This is a genomic window from Variovorax sp. AB1(2024) (genome assembly GCF_037482385.2).
Taxonomy (GTDB): Bacteria; Pseudomonadota; Gammaproteobacteria; order Burkholderiales; family Burkholderiaceae_C; genus Variovorax.
The window spans coordinates 4505493-4527377 of the sequence record NZ_JBBHKP020000001.1 but is presented as its reverse complement, the minus strand read 5'-3'; the positions used below and the strand labels follow the sequence as shown (position 1 = coordinate 4527377).

The window sequence follows — 21885 nt, the reverse complement described above, 5'->3', positions numbered from 1 at the left end:
TACACAACGGAAAGGCCGCGGAGTTTAAGGCCTCCGTTTCAGCCAGCGGACAGCGCCATTCACTTGGCCGTCCTCACCTCACGGATGCGGCTTGAACCAGAGCCAGGCCGCGACCCCTGAGCCCACCCAAAGGCTCACGACGAGGATGGCCCCGGCGCGGTTGCTTGGCCTGGCGCCATTCGCCTGCATCCACTCTTCCGCCTGGCTGCGACATTCCGCGAGGACCCCGGGCGGCAGCAACCGGATCGCGAGCCAGATCAGCACGGGAAGCAGCAGAACATCATCGAGGTAGCCCAGCACCGGGATGAAGTCCGGAATCAAATCGATGGGGCTGAGCGCATAGGCCACCACAAAAACACCCAATGCCTTCGCGTACCAGGGCGTCCGAGGATTCTTTCCCGCAAACCAAAGCGTCACGCCGTCGCGTTTGATTCGCCTTGCCCAGGCCTTCAGGTTGTCGCTGACTTTCATGGGTGCAAGCATGGCAGGGGCATGTGTACAAGCGGGGAAAGCTGGTGACGGCCGTGTGCTGGTGGTGGGCTATCGACGCGACCACTTGCGCGCCAATGCCGCGCTGCGATGCCTGAGATTTTGTGGAAAGGTCTTGGTATCGGCGATTCTCAATTGGGTTCCAGGGAAGCGACAAGGGGCGGAGCCAAGTAGAGGCGTCACTTCTGCGGCGCAGGGCGCCAATTCACGGTCTCTGGGTAGTGCCGTCCATATTTGAAGCACAGGAAGATTTCCACGACGGAGCTTGCGTGGAACCACTCGTCGGATTTGAGGCGCATCTCGCCGCCTCCGAATGAAAGGACTGTGCCGTCAGGAAACACAGGGCTCGGTTTGTCGTGAAAGGCTCTCAGCCTCGTCGAAGTCGAGGCGTCGAAGCTCTCGACCATGCACGTCACACCGCCGCCGGCCACCTGAACATAGTTGCCCTGAGCGTCCGTAAGCGATGCGTACGAATGCCGCCCGTAACTCTTGAGTGCGAGGAGCCTGCTCTCCAAGACTCGGTCGGACGGTGCATTCACGACGGCAAAGTTCTGGCCCTCGAACTTCATGGCTTTGCCGCGAGCGCGGCGCCCGGGCTCGCTTGTGCCACCGAAGAATCATTCGTGTGGATTTCGACTGGAATCACTCTTCCGAGCACGGCTTCTATTGAAAGCTTCATTCCAGGAACGCGCCGCACAAAGTTGCTTAGGGCAAACGGCGTTAAAAAATTCAAAGGCGGGATCAGAAAGGAAAACTCCTGTAGAAGGCTCGAAGCATCCACCCGATATAGGAACGTGAGCACTTCCTGCTGCGCTCTGGGGTCCATGCCTTCTGCTTGCAGCTTCTTTTTGTTCTTTCGAACATATCGCTCGACTGACTCCAAGGCTCGCTCGTCACCTGCTACCCCGATAGCCCAAAGCGCGTACACCTTGTTGCGGCCACTCAATGGGTCTTCAAGGACTTGCACAAAGTAGGGCGTTTCCGCTGCGCCGGCTATTTGCGCGATCGTCAAGACTGCACAGGCCTTTACATCCTGCATGGGGTACTTGGACAGAGCTTTCAACGCTGGCAAGCTCTTCCGAGTACCGTAGTCTCGCAATGCAATCACCGCCCAATAAACGTCGTACTTCGACTTGGCGGTGTTGATCGCCGAAAGAAAAAACTCCTCAGACCACGAGAAGGCTTTGTTCCTTCTAAAGTGATCCTTGATGGCCTCTTTGTCTGATGCGTCAAGCGAAAACATGCGGTCCGACTCCCCCTGTGTTGAAAATAATCTAGCCCTTGAACCGAGATGCGGTGCGTTGTCGGCCGCCGTTCCGAGCTTTGCTACGATTTTGAACGAACCTGCTCTTTCGCCCCTCGGCTTGACGGCCTTTCCAAAGACCGCGTACATTGCCACCGCCTCGTGATGAGCGGGGCCGGGTTTAGCAGCCCGCCGACATCCTGCGACGAGAGCCGCAGTCACCGCACATGGTCTGCGGCTTTTTCGTTCGCGCCACCTTTTTAGGCGGCTCGGACGGGAGGGCTCGCGCCCTGCCGGTTTCCGCAAGGATGTCCCGGTCTGCTAACCCGTTCGAGCTGCCGCCCTCGTTTAGCAGCGGGTGCGTCGGTTGTTGCAAATCGACATCCTTGGAAGGCCCATGCCCCTTGCTTCAAACCCCGGTTGCGCTTGCGCGCCGCATCTTCCCACCGCCCAGTTCAGGCCCTTCGAATGGATCGAGGCCGAACGGCTCGAACCCTCCCAACAAGACCAGGCCGCATTCCTCAACGATGCGCGCGACGTGGTCCAGGGCGCATGCACGCTGGCCCAGTTGCTCGCCTGGGACGAAGACCGCCGCGACGCCGCCTTGTCCAGCACCGACCCCGCGCCGCTCCTCGATGCCTGCCAGCGCGGCGCGCTGCAGCGACTGCTCTCGGTGTCGCTGAGCCTGCTTCATGCCCGCATCGAAAGCCAGTGCGAGGCACTGACGACGTCCTGAGCGCCTGTGCCATCATCTTCGGATGAGCAGCACATCTCGAAGCGCGTCCGAAGCAGACGGCGTTCCTCGTCTCATCGGGGTCCGAGCCGCGGCGGGCGGCTGCGACGTGCGGCTCTTCCATGCCGGATGCACGTTCACGGGCCTGGTCGTCCGTGCGTGACGAGGCGCTCGAATCATGAAGCTGGTCATCGTCGTGTTGGAAGGGGTGCAGGCACTGGACGTCGCCGCGCCGATGGACGTCTTTTCCGAGGCCAACAGCTTTCTTCCGCCCGACCGGCACTACCAGATCGAACTGGTGGGCATGCGCGCGGGGAGCGTTCGTTGCGCCAACGGCATGGCGCTTCATGTCGGGACCGGCTACCTCGACTACGACGGCCAGCCCGATCTTCTGCTCGTCGCGGGTGGCCCGAAGCTGCCTGCGGTGAACGAGTACGAGCCAAGCTTCCTGCAGTGGTTGAGCGCCAAGGCCGCCGGTGCCCGCCGTTTCGGCTCCGTCTGCAACGGTGCATTCCCGCTGGGACATGCGGGGCTGCTGAACGGCAAGGAGGTCACCGCCCATTGGCATGACGTCGACCGGCTCATCGCCCAGTTTCCAAGGGCGCGCGTGCGGCCCGACAAGATCTTCGTGCGCGATGGCAGCCTGTTCACCTCGGCCGGTGTCGCGGCCGGCGTCGATCTTTGCCTGGCGCTGATCACCGAAGACTGGGGCCACGAACTCGCGTTGCGCATTGCCAAGCGGCTCATCGTGTACATCCGCCGCGAGGGCGGGCAGTCGCAGTACAGCCCCTTCTTGGCGGCCGGTCCGAAGGAAGAGACCATCGTCGCGAAGGTGCTGCGCCACGTGACGGACCACATCGACGAGCAACTGTCCATCGAGCAACTCGCCGATGCGGTGGGCGTCAGCCGGCGCACTTTCTCGCGCGTCTTCGCCAAGAACGCGAACATGACGCCTTCGGCTTTCGTCGAGCAGGTGCGGGTCGATTTCTCCCGCAAGCTGCTGGAGGAAACCGACCTGCCGCTGAAAACGGTGGCGTTCCGGTGCGGCTTCCATAGCGCGAACCACATGCGGACCATCTTCGCGAAGCGGCTCGACACGACGCCTCGGGAATACCGCCAGCGCTTCAGGTCCGAACCGCCAGTGGCCTGAAAACGGCCATCAATGGCGCAAACCGCGCCATGGCCACGGCCTGCGTTGCGGGGTGCCGCAAATAGACTTTTTACGTCGCTCCCGCGAGCCCTGCATGAGGCGCGCGGGGGAAGCCCATCTTCCACAGGAGCACGTATCAACACCACGCACACGCTGAGCCAGGCGGCACTTCCGCGGCAGGCATCCATTCAGTATCTACCGGTCAATCTGTTCGCCTCGGTCATGGGGATCTCGGGCTTGGCGCTGGCCTGGCGGCAGGCCGGGCATCAGTTCGGCGCAAGCCCTCTTGTCGATGCGGCGATCAGCAGCATCGCCGTCGCGATCTTCGTGGTGCTCTGCATCGCCTATGCCGCAAAGGCGGTGCTGCATCCGTCCGCCGTGCGGGGTGAGTTCCTGCATCCGATTGCCGGCAATTTCTTCGGCACGGTGACCATTGCGATCCTGCTGATCTCGTCGGTCGTGGCGCCGCTCAGCAACCGGGCGTCGGAGATTCTCTGGAGCATCGGCGCGGCGGCGACCATTACGCTGTCATTCACCATCGTCAGCCGGCTTCTGCGGGGCAAGGTCGACGCGGGCCATTCGGTGCCGGCGTGGCTGATTCCGGGCGTGGCAACGCTCGACATCACGGTAGCGGGCGGTACCATGCCGATGGGCTGGGCGAGGGAACTCAACCTGTTCTCGATGGCCGTGGGCACGATGGTCGCGCTGGTCTTCTTCACGATGATCATGTCCAGGCTGATCCACCATCAAGAAAAGCTCGCGAACGAGATGGTGCCGTCGTTGATGATTCTGATCGCGCCGTTCGAAGTCGGCTTCCTTGCCTACACCAACTTCTTCCAGCGGGTCGACGCCTTTGCCGCGATGCTCTTCTATTTCGGCCTGTTCGTGTTCTTCTCGCTGGCCTTCAAGATCTTCAAGCGGAGCATTGCCTTCGCCGCCGGGTGGTGGGCATTGAGCTTCCCGATAGCCGCGCTCTGCAATGCCGCGCTGCGCTATGCGGAGCACGTGCGGCATCCCGCGATGACCGGCTTGGCCGTTGCGCTGCTCGCCTTCCTGAGCGGTCTGATCGCCGTCTTGCTGTTCCGGACTATCCGCCTTGCCGCGAGCGGGAAGCTGCTGGCACCAAGATAGGCGGCCACAGCGTCGAGAATCGACGCATGCCTCACGCCGTTTCCCTTCTTCGCGCCGCGCGCCTGGCGCGAAGCACCGAGCCCTTTCTAGCCAACGGCGGCTTCAAGAGCGAGCGTTGCGCGGGCTGCCGGCTGAGGCCCAGCCATTGCATGTGCGCCTTGCGCCCGTCAGTGCCCACGCGCGCGGGCGTGTGCCTGCTCATGGCCGACATCGAGCCGCTCAAGCCGACCAACACCGGGTGGCTGATCGCCGACGTGGTGGCCGACACCTTCGCCTTCGGCTGGGCGCGCATCGAGGTCGATCCCGCTCTGCTGGCCCTGCTGGCCGATCCGCAGTGGCAGCCTTATGTGGTGTTCCCGGGCCAGTACGCCGCGCCGGAGCGCGTGGTCACCGCTGTGCGGCCAGCCCATGCCGACGGCCGCAAGCGCCCGCTCTTCATACTTTTCGACGCCACCTGGGCCGAGGCGCGAAAGATGTTCCGCAGGAGCCCGTACCTCGACCAGCTGCCGGTGCTGAGCCTGCAGCCGGAGCAGATCACGCAATACAAGCTGCGCAACTCCGGCCGCGAGGATCATTTCTGCACCAGCGAGGTGGCCGCGATGTGCATGAGCCTGGCGGGCGAGCATGCCGTGGAGCAGACGCTGGAGGCCTACCTCGCCGTGTTCACGCACCACTACCTGCGCGCGAAGAACCAGCAGCCGATCGCATGGGATGGCGATGCGCATCGGCGGCTGCGTGAAGCATGCGGCTTGCAAGCGACTCCCTCGATTTCTCACTCATGACCGACCTTGTCTTCGTCTTCGGCACCCTGAAAGAGGGTTTCCCCAACTTCACGACAAATCGCGGCAAGCGTGTGGCGGGGGAGTTTGTCACCGTGGAGCGCTATCCGCTGTACCTGGTCGGGGAGCGCTTCTCTCCGTGGCTCGTGTTTTCGGCAGGCGAGGGCGAGCGGGTGGCGGGGCAAGTCTTCGAAGTCGATCAAGCGGCGCTGGATGCGATGGACGTGCTTGAAAGAGTGACAGAGGCTGACGGCTATCGCCGCGTTTCGATTGCGGTCGAAAGGGTCGACGGCGAATCGCGCTTGGCGCTTTCGGTGCAGGCGTATGTCAAGGCGCCGGAGCACTTTCGCGCGGCGGATGTGAAGGCGGGGCCGTTGAGTGAATACACGATGGCGCATGCCGCGCTCTATCGCTCGCGCGCCTCGGCAGGCTGACGGCGGAGCCGGTCCGGCACCGTCATCCGGGACTCACTCACATCGGCGGCATCTTCTCGAACTTCTGCAGCCCCGGATCCAGAAAGTCCCATTCATACCCCCGCACGGCATACGTGACGACCTGCGGCTTGTACCGCCCCGGATCATCCAGGCTCGCCGCATGCACCGTGAAGATCTCCGGCATGGCCGCAAAGGTCATGTACACGGGCGAGCCGCAGGCCGGGCAGAACGCACGGGTCTTGACGTTGCCGCTGTCGCCGACCATGTCCCACAGCGTGGCGTTGCCGCTGTGCTTCACGCCGGCGCGCGCAAAGGTGAGGTATGAGCCGTGGCCAGTGCCGCTCTTGCGCTGGCAGTCGCGGCACTGGCAGTGGTTCTGGAAGACGGGCTCGGACGCGATCTCGTAGCGTATGGCGCCGCAAGCGCAGCCGCCGGTGTATGCGTGGGTCATCTGGTTGGGCCTTTCGAAGGGAGAGGCAGCCAATCTAGCCGGGCAGGGCGGTGGGGCGGGAGTAACAAGTTCGTCGCGAGCCGGCTGGGCAATCAGGTGGATGTAATGCGAAAGAATTGTCAATTCAGTGGCTCCTGCTTTGAAGTTCTTACAACTTCATCGCCGTTCATGCCGCTTTCAGACGGTAAAGTGCTCGCCTTCGGGCGCGAATTGTTTACGCGCCATTTCCCACCGCCTCCCGCTCCCCCGCTTCTTCCTCTTCATGTCCAACCTCATCGTGCACGGCGGTACGCCGCTGCGTGGCCGCATCACCCCCTCCGCCAACAAGAACGCCGTACTGCCGGTGCTTTGTGCCACCTTGCTCACCTGGGAGCCGCTGCGGCTGCATGGGGTGCCCGACATCACGGACGTGCGCAAGATCCTGGAGATCTTCCGCACCCTGGGCAGCGACGTGCACATGGACCACGAGACGGGCACGCTCGAGCTGCATCACCGCGAGACCACGTTCGACGCCGCGCTGCACCGCCTGCCGGAGGAAATGCGCTCGTCGATCATGCTGGTGCCGCCGCTGCTCGCGCGCTTCGGCGTGGCGCGGCTGGAGGACAACGTCAAGGGCTGCACGCTGGGCGTGCGCGAGATCGATCCGCATGTGGAGGTGTTCCAGCGCTTCGGCGGCGAGGTGGAGCGCACCGAAGGCTCGCTGCTGGTCTACAGCAAGAGCCGGCTGACGCCCACCGACCACTGGCTGGACTACGCCTCGGTCACGACCACCGAGAACTTCGTGCTGTGCGCGGCCGCCGCGGGCGGCACTTCGACGCTGACCAACGCCGCGTCGGAGCCGCACGTGCAGGAGTTCTGCCGCTTCATGGCCATGATCGGCGTGCGCATCGACGGCATGGGCACTTCGCGGCTCACGGTGCACGGTGGCGGCGCACTCAAAGGCGGGGAGTTCCGCTTCGACGAAGACTTCCACGAAATCACCACCTTCCTCGCGCTCGGCGCCATCACCGGCGGCGACGTGGTGGTGCGCAACAGCGCGCCTGAAAACTTTCCGCTGCTGGACCGCACCTTCGCCAAGTTCGGCGTGCAGATCGTGCATGAAGACGGCTGGTCGCGTGCGCTGCGCAGCGGCCCGCTGAAGGTGCAGACGCCGTTCACCAGCAACGTGCTGACCAAGGTGGAAGCGGCACCGTGGCCGTACTTTCCGGTCGACCTGCTGCCGATCTTCATTGCGCTGGGCGTGCGCGCGCAGGGCAACGCGATGTTCTGGAACAAGGTGTACGACGGCGCGCTGGGCTGGACCGGCGAGCTGTCGAAGTTCGGCGCGCACGTGTTCTCGTCGGACCCGCACCGGCTCATCACTTTCGGCGGCAATCCGCTGACGCCCGCGGTGGTCGAGAGCCCCTACATCATTCGCGTGGCGATCGCGCTGTTCATGGTGGCGGCGAGCATCGAAGGCCGCTCGGAAATCCGCAACGCCACGCCCATCCGCCGCGCGCACCCGCGCTTCGTGGAAAACCTGCGCAGCCTGGGCGTGCAGGTGGAGTGGACCAGCGAGGAATAGCGCGAGGCGGGCCGCGGCGGACCAGCCCGCGCCTCGCTCAGAAAGAAGGCACCGGGTTGCGCCCGCTGCCCGGCACGTAGCTGCCCTTGCGGTAGGCGTACACCACGGTGCTGTCGACCGACTCGGCGCGCGCGCCCGCGCCGGAGGTGCGCGTGCCGCTGAACACCAGGCGCATCTCGCCGGGCTCGTCGTCGGTGCCCAGCGCGAACTGCGCCGAGCCTTCGACCTCGAAGCAGCTGCCGCGCGGCGGTGTCTCGGGGCGTTCGTTGGCCAGCACCTGCTCGCAGGCACCGTCGGCGCCGCCGTTGCTCGCCGACATCGGAATGCCGCTCACCATTTCCCGCACTTCGCTCGCGCCCAGTTCGTACACCGACAGCCAGCTGCCGCAGTAGCCCTGCCAGCAGCTGCCGCTGGTGGCGGTGAGCACGAAGCGCTGCGGCGCGATGCGCTCGACGGCGGTCTTGCCGATGCTGCCCATGAAGCCCTGGTAGTCCACGGCGTCGTTGCGCTTGGACAGCGCCCAGCCGTCGTTGCCCTGCTCGAAGAAGTAGGCGCCGATCCAGGCGCCGGCGACGTGGGCGTCCATGGGCTGGCCCTGGTCGTCCAGGGGCACGGTCTCGGTCAGCATCACGGCGTGGGTGTCGTCCAGGCGCACCACCTCGCGCGGCGACACGTCGGCCTGCTGCTCGCCTTCGCTGTCGGGCACGGGCTTGCCGTCGTTGCCGATGTCGGGCAGCGTCACGGTGCCGACGCGGCCCTTGTCCTTGTCTTCCCAGCCGGGAAACACCAGCGGCATGAGGTCGCCGCGCTTGAGCGTCGCCGAAAAGGCAGGGGCGGCGAGTTCGGCGGCTGGCGCCAGGGCTTCCTCGGTGGCGGCCGGAACGTCGGCCGCGGTGTTGCTGTTGTCTTCCTGGGAGCAGCCGGCCAGCGCGATGAGCGCGGCAACGACGGCCGCCTTGGCCAGGGCGGCGCGCGGCCTGTCGGAACTGGGGATGTGCATGCCCGCGATTGTGCCGAAGCCGCATGCCGATGACCCCGCCGCCGCCGTCACTTCCCCGCAGACAGGACAATGGCCGCTTCCCGACATTCCAGGACGCATTTCGAATGACGACGCTGCAGCAGATCCTCGGCACCGAACTTCCTCTCATCCAGGCGCCCATGGCCGGCGTGCAAGGCAGCGCGATGGCGATCGCGGTCAGCAATGCGGGCGGACTCGGCTCGCTGCCTGGCGCCATGCTGAGCCCCGAGGTCATGCGCAGCGAGCTCACGGCCATCCGCGCGGGCACGGACAAGCCCTTCAACGTCAACTTCTTCTGCCACACCCCGCCGGAACCGAGCGCGGAGCGCGAAGCCGCATGGCGCGCCGCCCTGGCACCGTACTACGCGGAGCACGGCATCGACGCCGCGAGCATTCCCGCCGGCCCGGGGCGCAACCCTTTCAGCGCGGACGTGGCCGACCTGATCGCCGAGTTCCGCCCGCCGGTGGTGAGCTTTCATTTCGGCCTGCCGTCCGAGGCGCTGCTGGTGCGGGTGCGCGGCTGGGGCGCCAGGGTGCTGGCTTCGGCCACCACGCTCGACGAGGCGCTGTGGCTCGAGGCGCGCGGCGTCGACGCGGTCATCGCCCAGGGCCTGGAGGCCGGCGGGCACCGCGGCCACTTCCTGTCCCATGACCTGACCAGGCAGCTCGGCACCTTCGCGCTGCTGCCGCAGCTGGTGCATGCCGTCAAGCTGCCGGTGATCGCGGCCGGGGGCATCGCCGATGCGAATGTTGTGGCTGCCGCGATGGCGCTGGGCGCGGCGGGCGTGCAGATCGGCACCGCCTACATGCTGACCCCCGAGGCGACCACCAGCGCGCTGCACCGCGCCGCGCTCAAGAGCGAAGCCGCGCGCCACACGGCGCTGACGAATCTCTTCACCGGCCGGCCCGCGCGCGGCATCGTGAACCGCGTGATGCGCGACCTGGGCCCCATCGGCGCGGCGGCGCCGGAGTTCCCGCTGGCCACCTCGGGCATCGCGCCGCTTCGTGCCAAGGCCGAGGCAAAGGGCAGCGGCGATTTTTCGCCGCTGTGGTCGGGCCAGAACGCGACCGGCTGCCGCGAGGTGCCGGCGGCCGAACTCACGCGCGAGCTGGCACGCGGCTTCCAGGCAATCCGATAAGCACGGCTCCCACTGCTTCCACCCTCATGACCCAACTTCACCTGCCCCTCAAATTCCTCGAACACTCGGCCCGGCCGGGCACCGCCGAACCCTGGCTGCTGGTGCTGATGCACGGCGTCGGCAGCAACGAGCAGGACCTGTTCGGCCTCGCGCGCATGATGCCGCCGCACTTTCATGTGCTGAGCCTGCGCGCGCCGTATGTGCTGTCGCCCGATGCCTATGCGTGGTTCGAGTTCCAGTTCCTGCCGAACGGCGAGCGCCTGATCAACGAAGAGCAGGAGCGCGAGAGCCGCTTCCTCGTCGGCGAGATGATCGCCTCGGCCGGCCAGCAGCTGGGCGTGCCGCCGGAGCGGGTGATCGTCGGCGGCTTCAGCCAGGGCGGGATCATGGCGCTGTCGCTGCTGCTGACCAAGCCCGAGAGCGTGCGCGCCGCGATGGTGTGGCACAGCCGGCTGCTGTCGCAGGTGGTGCCGCACGTGGCGCCCGCCGATGCATTCGAGGGCAAGGCGCTGTGGGTGAGCCACGGCAGTTCCGACAACGTGATTCCGCCGAGCGCGGCGGAAGTGACACGCGAACTGGCGCGCACATTGCCGCTGACGCTCTCGGGCGGCGACTTCCCGGGCGCGCACGAGATTCGGCCCGCCGAGCTGCAGGCCACGCTGGCGTGGCTGCAGTCGCTCAGCGCATCGCCAGACGCGCCATGACCATCGCTTCCATCTCCGCGAGCCAGGCGCCGTTGTCGCCGGCCGCGTCGGGCTGCAACAGCAGCCGGTAGCGGCGCGCGCCCCAGCAGGCGGTCAGCAGGGCGTGGATGGTGGCGGGCGAGGGCTGCGGCTCCAGGTCCGTGCAGGTTGCGAAGGCCCGCAGCCAGCGCGCCGCGAGTTCGTCGTACACGCGGCGGTGGTGCTTGGGTTCGGCCACGCGGTGTTCGAGCATCAGCATTTCGTGGTCGAAGGCGGGCAGCCCTTCGAGCCGGGTGTCGCAGGTGATGCGCACCAGGCGCTGCATCCTTTCGCGCCAGCCGATGTCCGCGGGCACGATCACATCCGCATCGAGCCGCGCGAGCAGCGCCTCGATGCAGTGGCGCACATAGCCCGAGAGCAGGGCCTCCTTGTCGGGAAAGTAGTCGTACAGCGTGCCGACCGCGATGCCGGTTTCGAGCGCCACCGCGCGCGTGGTCACGCCTTCCCAGCCGTGCGCGTTCCAAATCCGAACAAAGGCGTCGTAGATCGCCTGCACGGTGAACTTGCTGCGTGCCTGCGTGGGGCGTTTCAGGGGCTTGGAGCGGGGTGCGTCCGGCATCGACGGGTTTCCGAACCCGCCGCGAAGCGGGCCGCCATACAGTTTGCGAATGAACAACGCATTCACTTTAACCCGCCTCCAGACGCGCAAGAACGCACTCGGCACTACCCGTGTCATGACCACGGAGGACACCGGCGCATTGCAACCCGGCGAGGTGCTGATGAAGATCGGCCGCTTCTCGCTGACCACCAACAACATCACCTACGCGGCCTTCGGCGACGCGGTCATGAAGTACTGGCATTTCTTTCCGACCGGCGACGCCGACTGGGGCCACATGCCGGCCTGGGGCTTCGCCGATGTGGCGGCCTCGAACGTGGAGGGCGTGGCGGTGGGCGAGCGCTTCTACGGCTACTTCCCGATCGCGAGCCACCTGCGCATGCAGCCGGTACGCGTGACGCCGCGCGGCTTCTACGACGGCGCCTCGCACCGCAGCGAACTGGTGTCGGCCTACAACCAGTACATGCGCTGCAGCAACGACGCGGGCTACGTCGCCGCGCTGGAGGACTACCAGATGCTGGTGCGTCCGCTGTTCATCACATCGTTCATGCTGGCCGACTTCCTGGAGGACAACGGCTTCTTCGGCGCGAAGCAGGTGGTGGTGTCGAGCGCGTCGAGCAAGACCGCGTTCGGCACGGCCTTCTGCCTGGGCAAGCGCGAAGGGCTCGAGCTGATTGCCGCCACGTCCAACGGCAATCGCGCCTTCGTGGAGGGCCTGGGCTGCTACGACCGCACGCTGGCCTATGAAGAGATCGCCACGCTGCCCGCCGACGTGCCCACGCTGTATGTCGACTTCTCCGGCAACGACGAACTGCGCGCGACCGTGCACCACCACTTCAGCGAATCGCTGGTCTACGACTGCTATGCGGGGTCCGCGCAGAAGACCGAGTTCCTCGGCGACACCACGATGTTGCCCGGCCCCGCGCCGCAGCTCTACTTTGCGCCGGTGCAGATCCGCAAGCGCAATGCCGACTGGGGCCCGCAGGAGGTCAACCGCCGTTTCAACGAGGCGCAGGGCCGCTTCATCGCCGAGATCAGCCGCCCCGGCAACGTCTGGATGGCGCTGGCGCAGGGCGAGGGCTTCGCGCATGCGCAGGCGGTGATCGCCGACCTGCACGCCGGCAAGGTCGACCCGCGGCAGGCGCATGTGGTGCGGCTCGCAGGCTGACTGAACTTCCGCCGGGCCGGCACGTCACAGGGCGTTACGACGACGGGGAGCGATGCGGACGCTGCGGTGCCCTTATTGGTGCACCATAGCCTTCGTCTCCCTGTGCCTTCCACGCCAGCCAAAGGAAACCGACCCATGCCCGAAAGCGATATCCGCGACACGCGCGACGCACCCGAATTCCGCCCCCGCCGCGAGACGCCCGTTGGCACGATCATCGTCATCGTGCTGGTGCTGCTGGCCGCCGCCTTCTTCGGCTGGCGCTGGTACCAGCAACAGCAAAAGCCGCCGGAGCCCGCGCCCGTGGCCGCCGCGCCGGCCGACGCACCGCCGCCGCCACCGCCCGCAAAGGCCGAGCCCACCGGCCCGCAGAACCCGGTCGATGCGCTCGCGCCGCCTGACGCCGCGCTGCCCAAGCTCGCCGATTCCGATTCGCGCGTGATGAAGGCGCTGGCCGAGCTGCTGGGCGCGAAGAACGCCGAAGCCTTCCTGCGTTCCGACGGCATCGTGCGGCGCTTCGTGGCCACGGTGGACAACCTGGCGCGTGAGCAGGCGCCCGCCAGCGCATGGCCGGTGCAGCCCACGGGCCAGCGCTTCATCACCGAAGGGCAGGGCGAGGCGCAGACCATTTCCGCCAACAACGCGGCGCGCTACAACGGCTTCGTGATGCTGGTGCAGTCGGTCGATCCGGCCAAGGCCGCGGCGGTGTACGCCAGGCTCTATCCGCTGTTCCAGCAGGCCTATGAAGAGCTGGGCTACCCGGGGCGCTATTTCAACGACCGGCTCATCGCGGTGATCGACAACCTGTTGCAGGCGCCCGAGCCCAAGGGTCCGGTGCAGGTGCGGCTGGTCGAGGTGAAGGGCGACGTGCCTTCGCAGCGCCCGTGGGTGCGCTACGAGTACGTCGACCAGGCGCTGGAGAAGGCGAGCGCCGGCCAGAAGATCATGGTGCGCATGGGCCCGGAGAACGAGCGCAAGATGAAGGCCAGCCTGCGCGCGCTGCGCCAGCAGATCGCGACCGCGGACCTCGCGAAGAAGAAGTCGCAGTAGCCCAGGCCGGCCTGGGCACCTGGACTCAGGCCTCTTCGGTTTCCTGGTAGTCGCCCACGGGCACGCAGCTGCAGAACAGGTTGCGGTCGCCGTAGACGTTGTCGACGCGGCCGATCGGCGGCCAGTACTTGGCGTTCTTGAGCGTGGCCAGCGGGAACGCGCCAAGTTCGCGAGAGTACGGGTGGCTCCACTCGGTGCCCAGCAGGCTCGCTGCGGTGTGCGGCGCGTGCTTGAGCGGGTTGTCCTCCTTCGGCCAGACGCCTTCCTCGATGCGGCGGATTTCGCCGCGGATGGCGATCATCGCGTCGATGAAGCGGTCGAGCTCGGCCAGCGGCTCGCTCTCGGTGGGCTCCACCATCAGCGTGCCGGGCACGGGGAAGCTCAGCGTGGGCGCGTGGAAGCCGTAGTCGATCAGGCGCTTGGCCACGTCCTCGGCGGTGACGCCGCTGGTGTCCTTGAGCGGGCGCAGGTCGAGGATGCACTCGTGCGCGACATGGCCGTTGGGGCTGGCGTACAGCGTGGGGTAATGGTCCTTCAGGCGCGCGCTGATGTAGTTGGCGCTCAGGATGGCCGTCTCGGTCGCGGCCTGCAGACCCTTGGCGCCCATCATGCGGCAGTACATCCAGCTGATCGGCAGCACGGCCGCGTTGCCCAGCGGGGCCGCCGACACGGCACCCACGCCGTGCGAGGGCACGCCGGCCGTCGCATGGCCCGGCAGGTAAGGCACCAGGTCTTCGACCACGCAGACCGGACCCACGCCCGGGCCGCCGCCGCCATGCGGAATGCAGAAGGTCTTGTGCAGGTTCAGGTGGCTCACGTCGCCGCCGAACTCGCCCGGCGCAGCCACGCCGACCAGCGCGTTCATGTTGGCGCCGTCCACGTACACCCGGCCGCCGTGCGCATGCACCAGCTCGCAGAGTTCCTTCACGCGGGTTTCGAACACGCCGTGCGTGCTGGGGTAGGTGATCATCACCGCCGCCAGGTTGGCGCTGTGCTTTTCGCAGGCGCGCTTCAGGTCGTCCATGTCGACATTGCCCTGCGCGTCGCAGGCCGTCACCACCACCTGCAGGCCCACCATCTGCGCGCTCGCGGGGTTGGTGCCGTGCGCGGAAGATGGAATCAGGCAGATGTTGCGATGCCCCTGGCCCTTGGCTTCATGGAAGGACTTGATGGCCAGCAGGCCCGCGTACTCGCCCTGCGAACCCGCATTGGGCTGCAGGCTGATGCCCGCGTAGCCGGTGGCCTCGCACAGCCAGGCGCGCAGCTGCGCATCGAGCTGGGCGTAGCCGAGCTGCTGGTCGGCCGGCGCGAAGGGATGGATGTTGGCGAACTCGGGCCAGGTGATGGGGATCATCTCGCTGGTCGCGTTGAGCTTCATGGTGCAGCTGCCCAGCGGGATCATGCTGCGGTCGAGCGCCAGGTCCTTGTCCGACAGGCTGCGGATGTAGCGCAGCATGGCGGTCTCGCTCTTGTGGGTGTTGAACACCGGGTGCGTGAGGAAGGCGCTCGCGCGGCGCAGGTCTTCGGGGATCAGCGGCGTGGTGTTCGCGGCCAGGTCGTCGAAGCGCGGCAGCGGCTTGCCGGCGGGCGCGAACAGGGCCCACAGCGTCTCGACGTCGGCACGCGTGGTGGTCTCGTCGAGCGAGATGCCCAGGTGCTGCTGCAGGCGCTGGCGCAGGTTGACGCCGGCGGCTTGCGCGCGCTCGATGATGGCCGGCGTGTCGTCGCCGGTGCGGATGGTCAGCGAATCGAAGGCGGTGGTGTTGACCGGCTCGCGGCCCATCTGCGACAGGCCCGCCGACAGGATGGCGGTGAGCGCCGCCACGCGCTGCGCGATGCGCGTGAGGCCGTCGGGCCCGTGGTACACGGCATACATGCTGGCCACCACGGCCGGCAGCACCTGCGCGGTGCAGATGTTGGAGGTGGCCTTCTCGCGGCGGATGTGCTGCTCGCGCGTCTGCAGCGCGAGGCGGTAGGCGGGCTGGCCGTGCGTGTCGACGCTCACGCCCACCAGGCGGCCCGGCAGCGAGCGCTTGAACTCGTCGCGGCAGGCCAAGTAGGCGGCGTGCGGGCCGCCGTTGCACAGCGGCATGCCGAAGCGCTGCGTGGTGCCGCAGACGATGTCGGCGTCGAACTCGCCGGGCGCGACCAGCAGCGTCAGCGCCAGCAGGTCGGCCGCCACGATGAAGGCGGCGTCGCACTGGTGCGCGTGGCCCGCGAGCGGGCGCAGGTCGTGCACGTGGCCGGTGGTGGCCGGGTACTGCGCGAGCACGCCGAAGAAGGCGCCGCTCGCCATCAGGTGCGGCAGCGTTTCCGACACCGTGCTCACCTTCACCTCGATGCCCAGCGGCGCGGCGCGCGTCTTGATGACTTCGATGGTCTGCGGATGGCAGTCGCCCGACACCAGGAACACGTTGCTCTTGGCTTTAACGCTGCGCTTGGCGAGCGTCATGGCTTCGGCGGCGGCCGTGGCTTCGTCGAGCATCGACGCGTTGGCGATGGCCATGCCCGTGAGGTCGCACACCATCGTCTGGAAATTGAGCAGGGCTTCCATGCGGCCCTGCGAGATCTCTGCCTGGTAGGGCGTGTAGGCGGTGTACCAGGCGGGGTTCTCGAGGATGTTGCGCAGGATGACGCCCGGCGTGTGCGTGCCGTAGTAGCCCTGGCCGATGAAGTTCCTGAACACCTTGTTCTTCGAGGCCATCGCCTTCAGCTCGGCCAGCGCGTCGGCTTCGGTCACGGGGGCCGGCAGCCGCATCGGCCGCGCCCGGCGGATGGCCGCGGGCACGATGCCGTCGATGAGCTCCGAGCGCGTTTCCGAGCCGATCACCGGCAGCATGCGCGCCTCGTCCGCCGCATCGATGCCGATGTGGCGGGCGAGAAATTCTTCGGCATTCTCTAGTTCTTGCAAAGAGGGAAGGGCGGGAATCGGCATGGCGGTGGGGGCTCGGGAAGAAGGGGGCTCGGAAGAAAAATCAGGCGATCAGGACTCGGCCGCGAACTTGTCGTAGGTGGCGGCGTCCAGCAGGGCGTCGAGCTGCGCGGGCTCGCTCAGCTTGACCTTGAAGAACCAGCCGGCGGCCAGCGGGTCGCTGTTGGCCAGCGACGGGTCGGCGCGCAGGGCTTCGTTCACTTCGGTGATCTCGCCCGACACGGGCATGAAAACGTCGGCTGCGGCCTTGACCGACTCGACGACGCCGGCAACTTCGCCCTGCGCGAAGGTCTTGCCGACTTCGGGCAGGTCGACGAACACCACGTCGCCCAGCGCGTCCTGCGCGTGCAGGGTGATGCCGACGGTGGCTGCGTCGCCTTCGGCCGACACCCATTCGTGGTCCTTGGTGTACTTGATGCTCATGGTGAGAAAACTCCTCGTGGAAAAAATGAATCGGGGTGCAGAGCCTAGCCGGGTCTGCCGCGTTCAGCCGCGGTAATAGCGGGTCGGCACGAAAGGCATGGTCGAGACTTCCATCGGCACCGGCTTGCCGCGCACGATGGCCTGCACGCGGGTGCCGGGCTCGGCGAAGGCGGTGGCCACGTAGCCCATGGCGATGCAGCGGTCGGCCGTGGGGCCGAGCAGCCCGCTGGTGACGATGCCGATGTCCTGGCCTTCGAATGACTGCAGCACCGTGCCGTCGCGCACCGGAATGCGCTCCAGCGCCACGAGGCCGACGCGCTTGCGCTTCAGCGTGTCGTGGTCGGTGTGGCCGGCGGTGCCCGCCGTGGCGGCGGCGAGCTGCGCGAGGATCTTCGCGGCGCCGGGGAAGCCGCCTTCGCGCGCGCCGCCCGCGCGGCGCACCTTCTGCATCGCCCAGTTGAGCGAAGCCTCGACCGGCGTGGTGGTGGTGTCGATGTCGTTGCCGTACAGGCACAGGCCGGCTTCGAGCCGCAGCGAATTGCGCGCGCCCAGGCCGATGGGCTTGACCTCGGGCTGGGCCAGCAGCAGGCGGGCCAGCGGCTCGGCGTCCTTCGCGGCCACCGAGATCTCGAAGCCGTCTTCGCCGGTGTAGCCGCTGCGGGTGACGAAGGCGGGAATGCCGCCGATCTGAACCGCGCCGCCCGTCATGAACACGAAGCGCTCGATGCCGGGCGACAGCCGCGCCAGCGTGGCGGCGGCCTTGGGGCCCTGCAGCGCGAGCAGGGCGTGGTCGGGCAAGGGCTGCACTTCGCAGCGGGAGCCGATCTTCTGCTGGATGTGGGCGATGTCGGCCACCTTGCAGGCGCCGTTGACTATCACGAAGAGCGAGCCGTGGCCTTCGTTGAAGAACATCAGGTCGTCGAGGATGCCGCCTTCGTCGTTCAGCAGCAGGCCGTAGCGCTGCTTGCCGGCGGGCAGGTCGATCACGTCGACGGGCATCAGGGTTTCGAAGGCGGCCGCGGCGTCGGGGCCGACGAGGCGAAGCTGGCCCATGTGGGAGATGTCGAACAGGCCGGCCGCATCGCGCGTGTGCTTGTGTTCGGCCATGAGGCCGGCGGGGTACTGCACCGGCATGGAATAGCCGGCGAAGGGCACCATGCGGGCGCCGAGCTCCACGTGAAGGTCGTGCAGCGGCGTCTTGAGAAGTTCGGTAGCGGGTGCGGAGGAAGCGGCCACGGGGCACTCCAAAGGGGCAGACAAAATCCATGACGCAAGCCATGGGCCACCCCTGCTGTCCGCTTTACCTGAGAGATTCGCCCCACGATCGGGGTTTGCTCCTTCGGTGGGCCGCTGCGCCGTTTGCGGTACGGCGGCCTCTCTCCAGCAAGGAAACGCCGGTGTTCGCCGGCGCCTTGTCAGTCCTTTTGCCTGAGCGTTCGGGAAACCCCTGCGCCTTCGGCGGCCCCGGCTGGCGGGGCTCTCTCCTGACCCCGCCGAGTGTAGTTGATACGGAAGGGAGAGCTGTGTTCAGGGCGTGTGCGCAGGCCACCGGGTGCTCCCCTCCGCGAATGTCCCCCGCCCTTCGGGCTCCTCCTTTATTTCGCTGCGGGGAGCACCCGGCGCCCCGCGCACAAGGCACGCTGCTGGTGCGACCGATCGAGGAAGGCTCTGCGGTTCCGGTCAGCGCGCGACCTCAGCCGGGGGCTTGACGCGCCAAGGCGCCAGGACTTCGACCACCATCGCCTCGAAGAGAAGGATGTCAGCCTGCCAGGCGAGCACCTGGACAATTGCTTTTCTTTCCGTCAATGTCGTCACGCTGGCCTGCAGCCGGGTTTCCATGATCACGGCCGGGGTCTTGAAGTCCATGTTCATGTTGACGGTGAGCACCTGCAGCCGGTCGGGTATGACCGAATACGTAGCGAGTCCGGCCCACTGGTCGACCAGGCCTGTGAGGTAGCCGCCAAAGATGTTGCCGGTGGGCATTGCGGCATGCAAAGGCGGCGTGTAGACACCGTAAAGCCGCCCGTACTCCCAGCGCGCAACGCACGGCGTGGCAAAGGGAAGGCCAATCGTCGCGATCGGAGTCGGGGCGATGTCGGTGCCATCTACCACTTCATTCAATACCTTGCGGTATCTCGTCTTTGTCTCCAGGCCGGGGAAGTCCGCCGGGCGATCGCGCTCGCGCACCAACAGTTCAACATCAAACATCAGGTCGCTCCGTCGGTTGTCGTGGGGTGTCATTCGTGTGTAGCCTTCATGAACGTCTCTTCTTCGCGAGCGGTCAGCATCCAGATGGCGATGCATTGAGCTGCCGCGCCAGCCAGGGGAATGAAAAGCAGGTTGCCGCTTGCCGAGAAGAGTCCTCCCAGTGCAGCTCCTGCAGCCATGCCAAAGTAGGTGGCCATGGTGTTGAGTGCGATCACCTGTACGGCGTGTGGCGGGCTCAGAGCCACAAGACGAGAAGCCTGCGGGGGCGTGCATGCCCAGCCGGATGCCGCAAAGATGGCGACGGCAACCGGGAAGAGCCACACCCCCAAGGGAGGGCCGCTGAACACGGCCAGACTCATCAGGAGCAAAGAAGCGAGATGCACACAAAGAAAGTACTGCAGTGCACGTACGGGTGTTTTGAGGAAATCGCCGAGCCGTCCACCGATGAGATTCCCGGCAATGGCCGCCGCACCATAGATCAACAAGACAAAGCTTGTCTTGTCTGCCGACCAACCGGTCGCGGACTGGCTGATCGGGACGATGAACGTGTATGAGGCAATGCCACCTGCCATCCATACGAAGCAACTTGCAAGAGTCCGGATCACGTTGCCGTTTCGGAGTGGCGACAGGCGCTCTCCCAGCGAAAGGCTCCTGGACTGGAAGTTGGCCGGCATCACCCACCAGAGCGCCGCGGCCGCGGCTGCGGCCAGGGTCGCAATCAGGATGAAGGTCATCCGCCACGAACTTACGCTTGCGAGCATCAAACCCAGAGGGACGGCCGTGACGAGGGCGGCCGTCAGTCCCCCCAAGACGAAGCTGCTGGCCTGGGCACGTTTTTCGGGAGGCAGAAGGTTGATGGCAGCCGCAACTGCTGCCGGCGAATAAGCCGCGGCACTCATTGCCGCGATCAGGCGCCACAGCAAGAGCCAGGCGTATTGCTCCGACAGGGCTGCCGCAAGATTGGCAGCGGCGAAGACGCCCATCGACGCGATGAGGATCGTCCGAAGAGATTTTCCGCCCAATACGGCACCCAGGATCGGGGCGCTTATCGCGTAAGTCAGCGCGAACGCCGACACCAGCAGGCCTGCCTGGGACAGCGACACCTGAAGCCCTGTCGCCAGATCTGGAAGGATGCCCGCGATCACGAATCCATCGGCGCCGATCGCGAACATTCCGAGCGCCAGCAGCACCACGGATCCCGGCACGCTCAGCCCGGGGCCGCACTGTGCTTTCACTGTCTCTCCAGGTTGCATTGATGCTCCGCGATTTTTCAGCCATCAGGGATCGACGACGTGGATCTGTTGCTGACCGGCTGAATGGGTTTGTTCGGATGATTCTTTGCGGGGTGGATAAGATTGTCCATGTCTGTTTTTGCATCTGATGAGACATAGAAGGTCTGATGATCGATCTCCAGAAACTCCACTATTTCGTCGCTGTCGCAGAGACGTTGAACGTTGGAAAAGCGGCAACGCTGCTGCACATTTCCCAATCGCCTTTGAGCCGCCAAATCATTGCGCTGGAAGAACGTCTGGGTACGGCACTCTTCTCGAGAGAGCGGAAGCGGCTTCAGCTGACGGACGCGGGGCGGCAGTTCCTCGATGAGGCAAAAGCCCTCATGGAACATGCGCAGCAGCTGGAGGATCGGATCCGGGATGAGGCCGAGGGAAGGACGGGCTCTTTGACGCTTGGTTTCGTGGAGGGCGCCATTCACGTAGGAGCGCTCCAGACGGCCATCAAGCGCTTCCTGAAGGTCGCGCCGCACGCCAGGATCGAGCTGAAGAACCTTCGCTCTAGGCAACAGTTCGAAGCCTTGCAGTTCGGCGGAATCGATGTCGGATTCTCTTACTCGCCGCCCTTGCAAAACAGTCCGCTTGTCGCAGAGCAGATCGCGGATGAAGGGTTTGCTGTCGCGATGCCCAGGAATCACCCGCTGGCCAAGGGGCGCTTTGATCCGCGAAAGCTGGATGGGGAGGCATTCATAGCCCTTCCCGAAAAAGACTCCCCAGAGGCTCGGCAGAGTTTGATGGGGGCGTGTGCGAGCGCAGGCTTCATCCCCAACGTTCGATTCGAAGCGGCGGAGCCTTCCGTCGTGCTCGGGCTGGTAGACGCGGGTGTTGGATTGGCGATCGTTCAGGAAAGCCTGGGCAAGGCGCCAGGCAGGGGAATCGTGCTCCGCCCGTTGCCTCCGTCATTCCCCATGAGAGCCAAAATATTCAGGGTCACAAGGAAAGCCACGCGGCCCCTAGTCGCAAGATTTCTCGGCAGCCAGCAAGCCTGAGTTGCCGCCGAATGCCCGTCTTGCCTACGAGAACAGGCGGTGCATGGCGTCGATCGACTCCGGTCCATACGCGACTACGCCGACGGGCACGGCATAGTCTATGGCCTCGATGATCTTGCCCGCCCACACGGGGCTGAATCCACCGCATAGTTCGATGAGCTGCACGCCTTCGCGAACCATCTCCTGCGCGACCTCGATGCCCTCGGAGGCCGTTGCGACGCCCACCACCTTCATCTGAAACTGCACTGTCCCCTGATGCTGGACAAATCGGTCTCCGGTCACGATGAATCCGAACTTGGTGAGGGCCATGAGCTTGTTCTCCGTTTGTGCGTGGATGAGAGCGTTGGAGCAAGAGACGCCGCTGGCGACCGCCTGCCTTCAATTCAGCCTAACACCGGA

General features: G+C 65.9%; 23 protein-coding genes and 2 riboswitches. Of the genes, 11 read left to right on the top strand and 12 right to left on the bottom strand.

From position 1 onward, the window contains the following. Positions 1–78: 78 nt before the first annotated feature. The 3 genes from WIX39_RS21190 to WIX39_RS21180 all read right to left on the bottom strand — a co-directional run bounded on the left by WIX39_RS21190 (position 79) and on the right by WIX39_RS21180 (position 1882). Positions 79–471 carry a YkvA family protein gene (locus WIX39_RS21190; RefSeq protein ID WP_106937406.1) on the bottom strand — a complete coding sequence of 131 codons (393 nt, stop codon included), beginning with the start codon at positions 469–471 and terminating at the stop codon, positions 79–81. A 197-nt stretch (positions 472–668) separates the two neighbouring features. Beyond that, positions 669–1058, bottom strand: coding sequence for a hypothetical protein (locus WIX39_RS21185; RefSeq protein ID WP_106934039.1), 390 nt, complete (start codon positions 1056–1058; stop codon positions 669–671). Continuing rightward, the gene (locus WIX39_RS21180) at positions 1055–1882 is read right to left on the bottom strand and encodes a HEAT repeat domain-containing protein (protein WP_159053585.1); all 828 of its coding nucleotides are present in this window, start codon (positions 1880–1882) and stop codon (positions 1055–1057) included. The genes WIX39_RS21185 and WIX39_RS21180 overlap by 4 nt, the downstream gene beginning before the upstream one ends. A gap of 247 nt (positions 1883–2129) precedes the next feature. Here WIX39_RS21180 and WIX39_RS21175 point away from each other — a divergent pair, with 247 nt between their 5' ends. The 5 genes from WIX39_RS21175 to WIX39_RS21155 all read left to right on the top strand — a co-directional run bounded on the left by WIX39_RS21175 (position 2130) and on the right by WIX39_RS21155 (position 5959). Further along, positions 2130–2468, top strand: a complete 339-nt coding sequence (locus WIX39_RS21175) for a hypothetical protein (protein ID WP_106934041.1) — start codon at positions 2130–2132, stop codon at positions 2466–2468. Positions 2469–2643: 175 nt separating this feature from the next. Next, positions 2644–3615, top strand: a complete 972-nt coding sequence (locus WIX39_RS21170; protein WP_106934042.1) for a GlxA family transcriptional regulator — start codon at positions 2644–2646, stop codon at positions 3613–3615. Positions 3616–3750: 135 nt separating this feature from the next. Further along, positions 3751–4746, top strand: a complete 996-nt coding sequence (locus WIX39_RS21165) for an SLAC1 anion channel family protein (RefSeq protein ID WP_409196357.1) — start codon at positions 3751–3753, stop codon at positions 4744–4746. 26 nt (positions 4747–4772) lie between these two features. After that, a complete protein-coding gene (locus WIX39_RS21160) occupies positions 4773–5528 on the top strand; it encodes a tRNA-uridine aminocarboxypropyltransferase (protein ID WP_106934044.1) in 756 nt (251 codons plus the stop codon). Further along, on the top strand, positions 5525–5959 hold the full coding sequence (locus tag WIX39_RS21155; protein WP_106934045.1) for a gamma-glutamylcyclotransferase family protein: 435 nt from the start codon (positions 5525–5527) through the stop codon (positions 5957–5959). Before WIX39_RS21160 ends, WIX39_RS21155 begins: the two co-directional genes overlap by 4 nt. 37 nt (positions 5960–5996) lie before the next feature. On the opposite strand, the gene WIX39_RS21150 is transcribed toward WIX39_RS21155, so the two are convergent. Continuing rightward, positions 5997–6410, bottom strand: a complete 414-nt coding sequence (locus WIX39_RS21150; protein ID WP_106934046.1) for a GFA family protein — start codon at positions 6408–6410, stop codon at positions 5997–5999. A gap of 262 nt (positions 6411–6672) precedes the next feature. Here WIX39_RS21150 and WIX39_RS21145 point away from each other — a divergent pair, with 262 nt between their 5' ends. Continuing rightward, positions 6673–7974: a UDP-N-acetylglucosamine 1-carboxyvinyltransferase gene (locus tag WIX39_RS21145; RefSeq protein WP_081267059.1), complete on the top strand. Its 1302-nt coding sequence runs from the start codon at positions 6673–6675 to the stop codon at positions 7972–7974. A gap of 37 nt (positions 7975–8011) precedes the next feature. On the opposite strand, the gene WIX39_RS21140 is transcribed toward WIX39_RS21145, so the two are convergent. Continuing rightward, on the bottom strand, positions 8012–8974 hold the full coding sequence (locus tag WIX39_RS21140; protein ID WP_155742451.1) for a hypothetical protein: 963 nt from the start codon (positions 8972–8974) through the stop codon (positions 8012–8014). 104 nt (positions 8975–9078) lie between these two features. Here WIX39_RS21140 and WIX39_RS21135 point away from each other — a divergent pair, with 104 nt between their 5' ends. Then, complete coding sequence (locus WIX39_RS21135; RefSeq protein WP_409195775.1) at positions 9079–10131, top strand: NAD(P)H-dependent flavin oxidoreductase; 1053 nt, start codon at positions 9079–9081, stop codon at positions 10129–10131. Positions 10132–10157: 26 nt separating this feature from the next. Continuing rightward, a complete protein-coding gene (locus WIX39_RS21130) occupies positions 10158–10835 on the top strand; it encodes an alpha/beta hydrolase (protein ID WP_409195774.1) in 678 nt (225 codons plus the stop codon). Here WIX39_RS21130 and WIX39_RS21125 read toward each other — a convergent pair. Beyond that, complete coding sequence (locus tag WIX39_RS21125; protein ID WP_409195773.1) at positions 10810–11433, bottom strand: TetR/AcrR family transcriptional regulator; 624 nt, start codon at positions 11431–11433, stop codon at positions 10810–10812. The genes WIX39_RS21130 and WIX39_RS21125 overlap by 26 nt on opposite strands. 49 nt (positions 11434–11482) lie before the next feature. On the opposite strand from WIX39_RS21125, the gene WIX39_RS21120 reads away from it, so the two are divergent. Next, entirely contained in the window at positions 11483–12598 is a 1116-nt protein-coding gene (locus WIX39_RS21120; protein ID WP_409195772.1) for a DUF2855 family protein, read from the top strand. A gap of 135 nt (positions 12599–12733) precedes the next feature. Next, complete coding sequence (locus WIX39_RS21115; RefSeq protein WP_106934053.1) at positions 12734–13645, top strand: DUF3014 domain-containing protein; 912 nt, start codon at positions 12734–12736, stop codon at positions 13643–13645. Between the two features lie 25 nt (positions 13646–13670). Here WIX39_RS21115 and gcvP read toward each other — a convergent pair whose 3' ends face one another. The 5 genes from gcvP to WIX39_RS21090 form a co-directional block, all read right to left on the bottom strand. After that, entirely contained in the window at positions 13671–16580 is a 2910-nt protein-coding gene (gene gcvP / locus WIX39_RS21110; RefSeq protein WP_409195771.1) for an aminomethyl-transferring glycine dehydrogenase, read from the bottom strand. A 48-nt stretch (positions 16581–16628) separates the two neighbouring features. Next, positions 16629–17000 carry a glycine cleavage system protein GcvH gene (gene gcvH, locus WIX39_RS21105; RefSeq protein WP_285414821.1) on the bottom strand — a complete coding sequence of 124 codons (372 nt, stop codon included), beginning with the start codon at positions 16998–17000 and terminating at the stop codon, positions 16629–16631. Positions 17001–17063: 63 nt separating this feature from the next. After that, complete coding sequence (gene gcvT, locus WIX39_RS21100) at positions 17064–18236, bottom strand: glycine cleavage system aminomethyltransferase GcvT (protein ID WP_081267068.1); 1173 nt, start codon at positions 18234–18236, stop codon at positions 17064–17066. 45 nt (positions 18237–18281) lie between these two features. Continuing rightward, positions 18282–18394, bottom strand: a riboswitch (glycine riboswitch). A gap of 12 nt (positions 18395–18406) precedes the next feature. After that, positions 18407–18497: riboswitch (glycine riboswitch) on the bottom strand. A gap of 183 nt (positions 18498–18680) precedes the next feature. Next, positions 18681–19241, bottom strand: a complete 561-nt coding sequence (locus tag WIX39_RS21095) for a PaaI family thioesterase (RefSeq protein WP_409195770.1) — start codon at positions 19239–19241, stop codon at positions 18681–18683. Beyond that, entirely contained in the window at positions 19238–20443 is a 1206-nt protein-coding gene (locus WIX39_RS21090; protein ID WP_409195769.1) for an MFS transporter, read from the bottom strand. Before WIX39_RS21090 ends, WIX39_RS21095 begins: the two co-directional genes overlap by 4 nt. Before the next feature lie 164 nt (positions 20444–20607). Between WIX39_RS21090 and WIX39_RS21085 the strand changes: the two genes are divergently transcribed. Continuing rightward, positions 20608–21486: a LysR substrate-binding domain-containing protein gene (locus tag WIX39_RS21085; protein WP_106934064.1), complete on the top strand. Its 879-nt coding sequence runs from the start codon at positions 20608–20610 to the stop codon at positions 21484–21486. A 24-nt stretch (positions 21487–21510) separates the two neighbouring features. On the opposite strand, the gene WIX39_RS21080 is transcribed toward WIX39_RS21085, so the two are convergent. Continuing rightward, the gene (locus WIX39_RS21080) at positions 21511–21795 is read right to left on the bottom strand and encodes a DUF6506 family protein (protein WP_106934065.1); all 285 of its coding nucleotides are present in this window, start codon (positions 21793–21795) and stop codon (positions 21511–21513) included. Positions 21796–21885: the final 90 nt, after the last annotated feature.

Coding starts and splice junctions, on each gene's coding strand:
- WIX39_RS21190 (WP_106937406.1), bottom strand. CDS start 471: ATGAAAGTCAGCGACAACCTGAAGGCCTGGGCAAGGCGAATCAAACGC.
- WIX39_RS21185 (WP_106934039.1), bottom strand. CDS start 1,058: ATGAAGTTCGAGGGCCAGAACTTTGCCGTCGTGAATGCACCGTCCGAC.
- WIX39_RS21180 (WP_159053585.1), bottom strand. CDS start 1,882: ATGTACGCGGTCTTTGGAAAGGCCGTCAAGCCGAGGGGCGAAAGAGCA.
- WIX39_RS21175 (WP_106934041.1), top strand. CDS start 2,130: ATGCCCCTTGCTTCAAACCCCGGTTGCGCTTGCGCGCCGCATCTTCCC.
- WIX39_RS21170 (WP_106934042.1), top strand. CDS start 2,644: ATGAAGCTGGTCATCGTCGTGTTGGAAGGGGTGCAGGCACTGGACGTC.
- WIX39_RS21160 (WP_106934044.1), top strand. CDS start 4,773: ATGCCTCACGCCGTTTCCCTTCTTCGCGCCGCGCGCCTGGCGCGAAGC.
- WIX39_RS21155 (WP_106934045.1), top strand. CDS start 5,525: ATGACCGACCTTGTCTTCGTCTTCGGCACCCTGAAAGAGGGTTTCCCC.
- WIX39_RS21150 (WP_106934046.1), bottom strand. CDS start 6,410: ATGACCCACGCATACACCGGCGGCTGCGCTTGCGGCGCCATACGCTAC.
- WIX39_RS21145 (WP_081267059.1), top strand. CDS start 6,673: ATGTCCAACCTCATCGTGCACGGCGGTACGCCGCTGCGTGGCCGCATC.
- WIX39_RS21140 (WP_155742451.1), bottom strand. CDS start 8,974: ATGCACATCCCCAGTTCCGACAGGCCGCGCGCCGCCCTGGCCAAGGCG.
- WIX39_RS21135 (WP_409195775.1), top strand. CDS start 9,079: ATGACGACGCTGCAGCAGATCCTCGGCACCGAACTTCCTCTCATCCAG.
- WIX39_RS21130 (WP_409195774.1), top strand. CDS start 10,158: ATGACCCAACTTCACCTGCCCCTCAAATTCCTCGAACACTCGGCCCGG.
- WIX39_RS21125 (WP_409195773.1), bottom strand. CDS start 11,433: ATGCCGGACGCACCCCGCTCCAAGCCCCTGAAACGCCCCACGCAGGCA.
- WIX39_RS21120 (WP_409195772.1), top strand. CDS start 11,483: ATGAACAACGCATTCACTTTAACCCGCCTCCAGACGCGCAAGAACGCA.
- WIX39_RS21115 (WP_106934053.1), top strand. CDS start 12,734: ATGCCCGAAAGCGATATCCGCGACACGCGCGACGCACCCGAATTCCGC.
- gcvP (WP_409195771.1), bottom strand. CDS start 16,580: ATGCCGATTCCCGCCCTTCCCTCTTTGCAAGAACTAGAGAATGCCGAA.
- gcvH (WP_285414821.1), bottom strand. CDS start 17,000: ATGAGCATCAAGTACACCAAGGACCACGAATGGGTGTCGGCCGAAGGC.
- WIX39_RS21095 (WP_409195770.1), bottom strand. CDS start 19,241: ATGACACCCCACGACAACCGACGGAGCGACCTGATGTTTGATGTTGAA.
- WIX39_RS21085 (WP_106934064.1), top strand. CDS start 20,608: ATGATCGATCTCCAGAAACTCCACTATTTCGTCGCTGTCGCAGAGACG.
- WIX39_RS21080 (WP_106934065.1), bottom strand. CDS start 21,795: ATGGCCCTCACCAAGTTCGGATTCATCGTGACCGGAGACCGATTTGTC.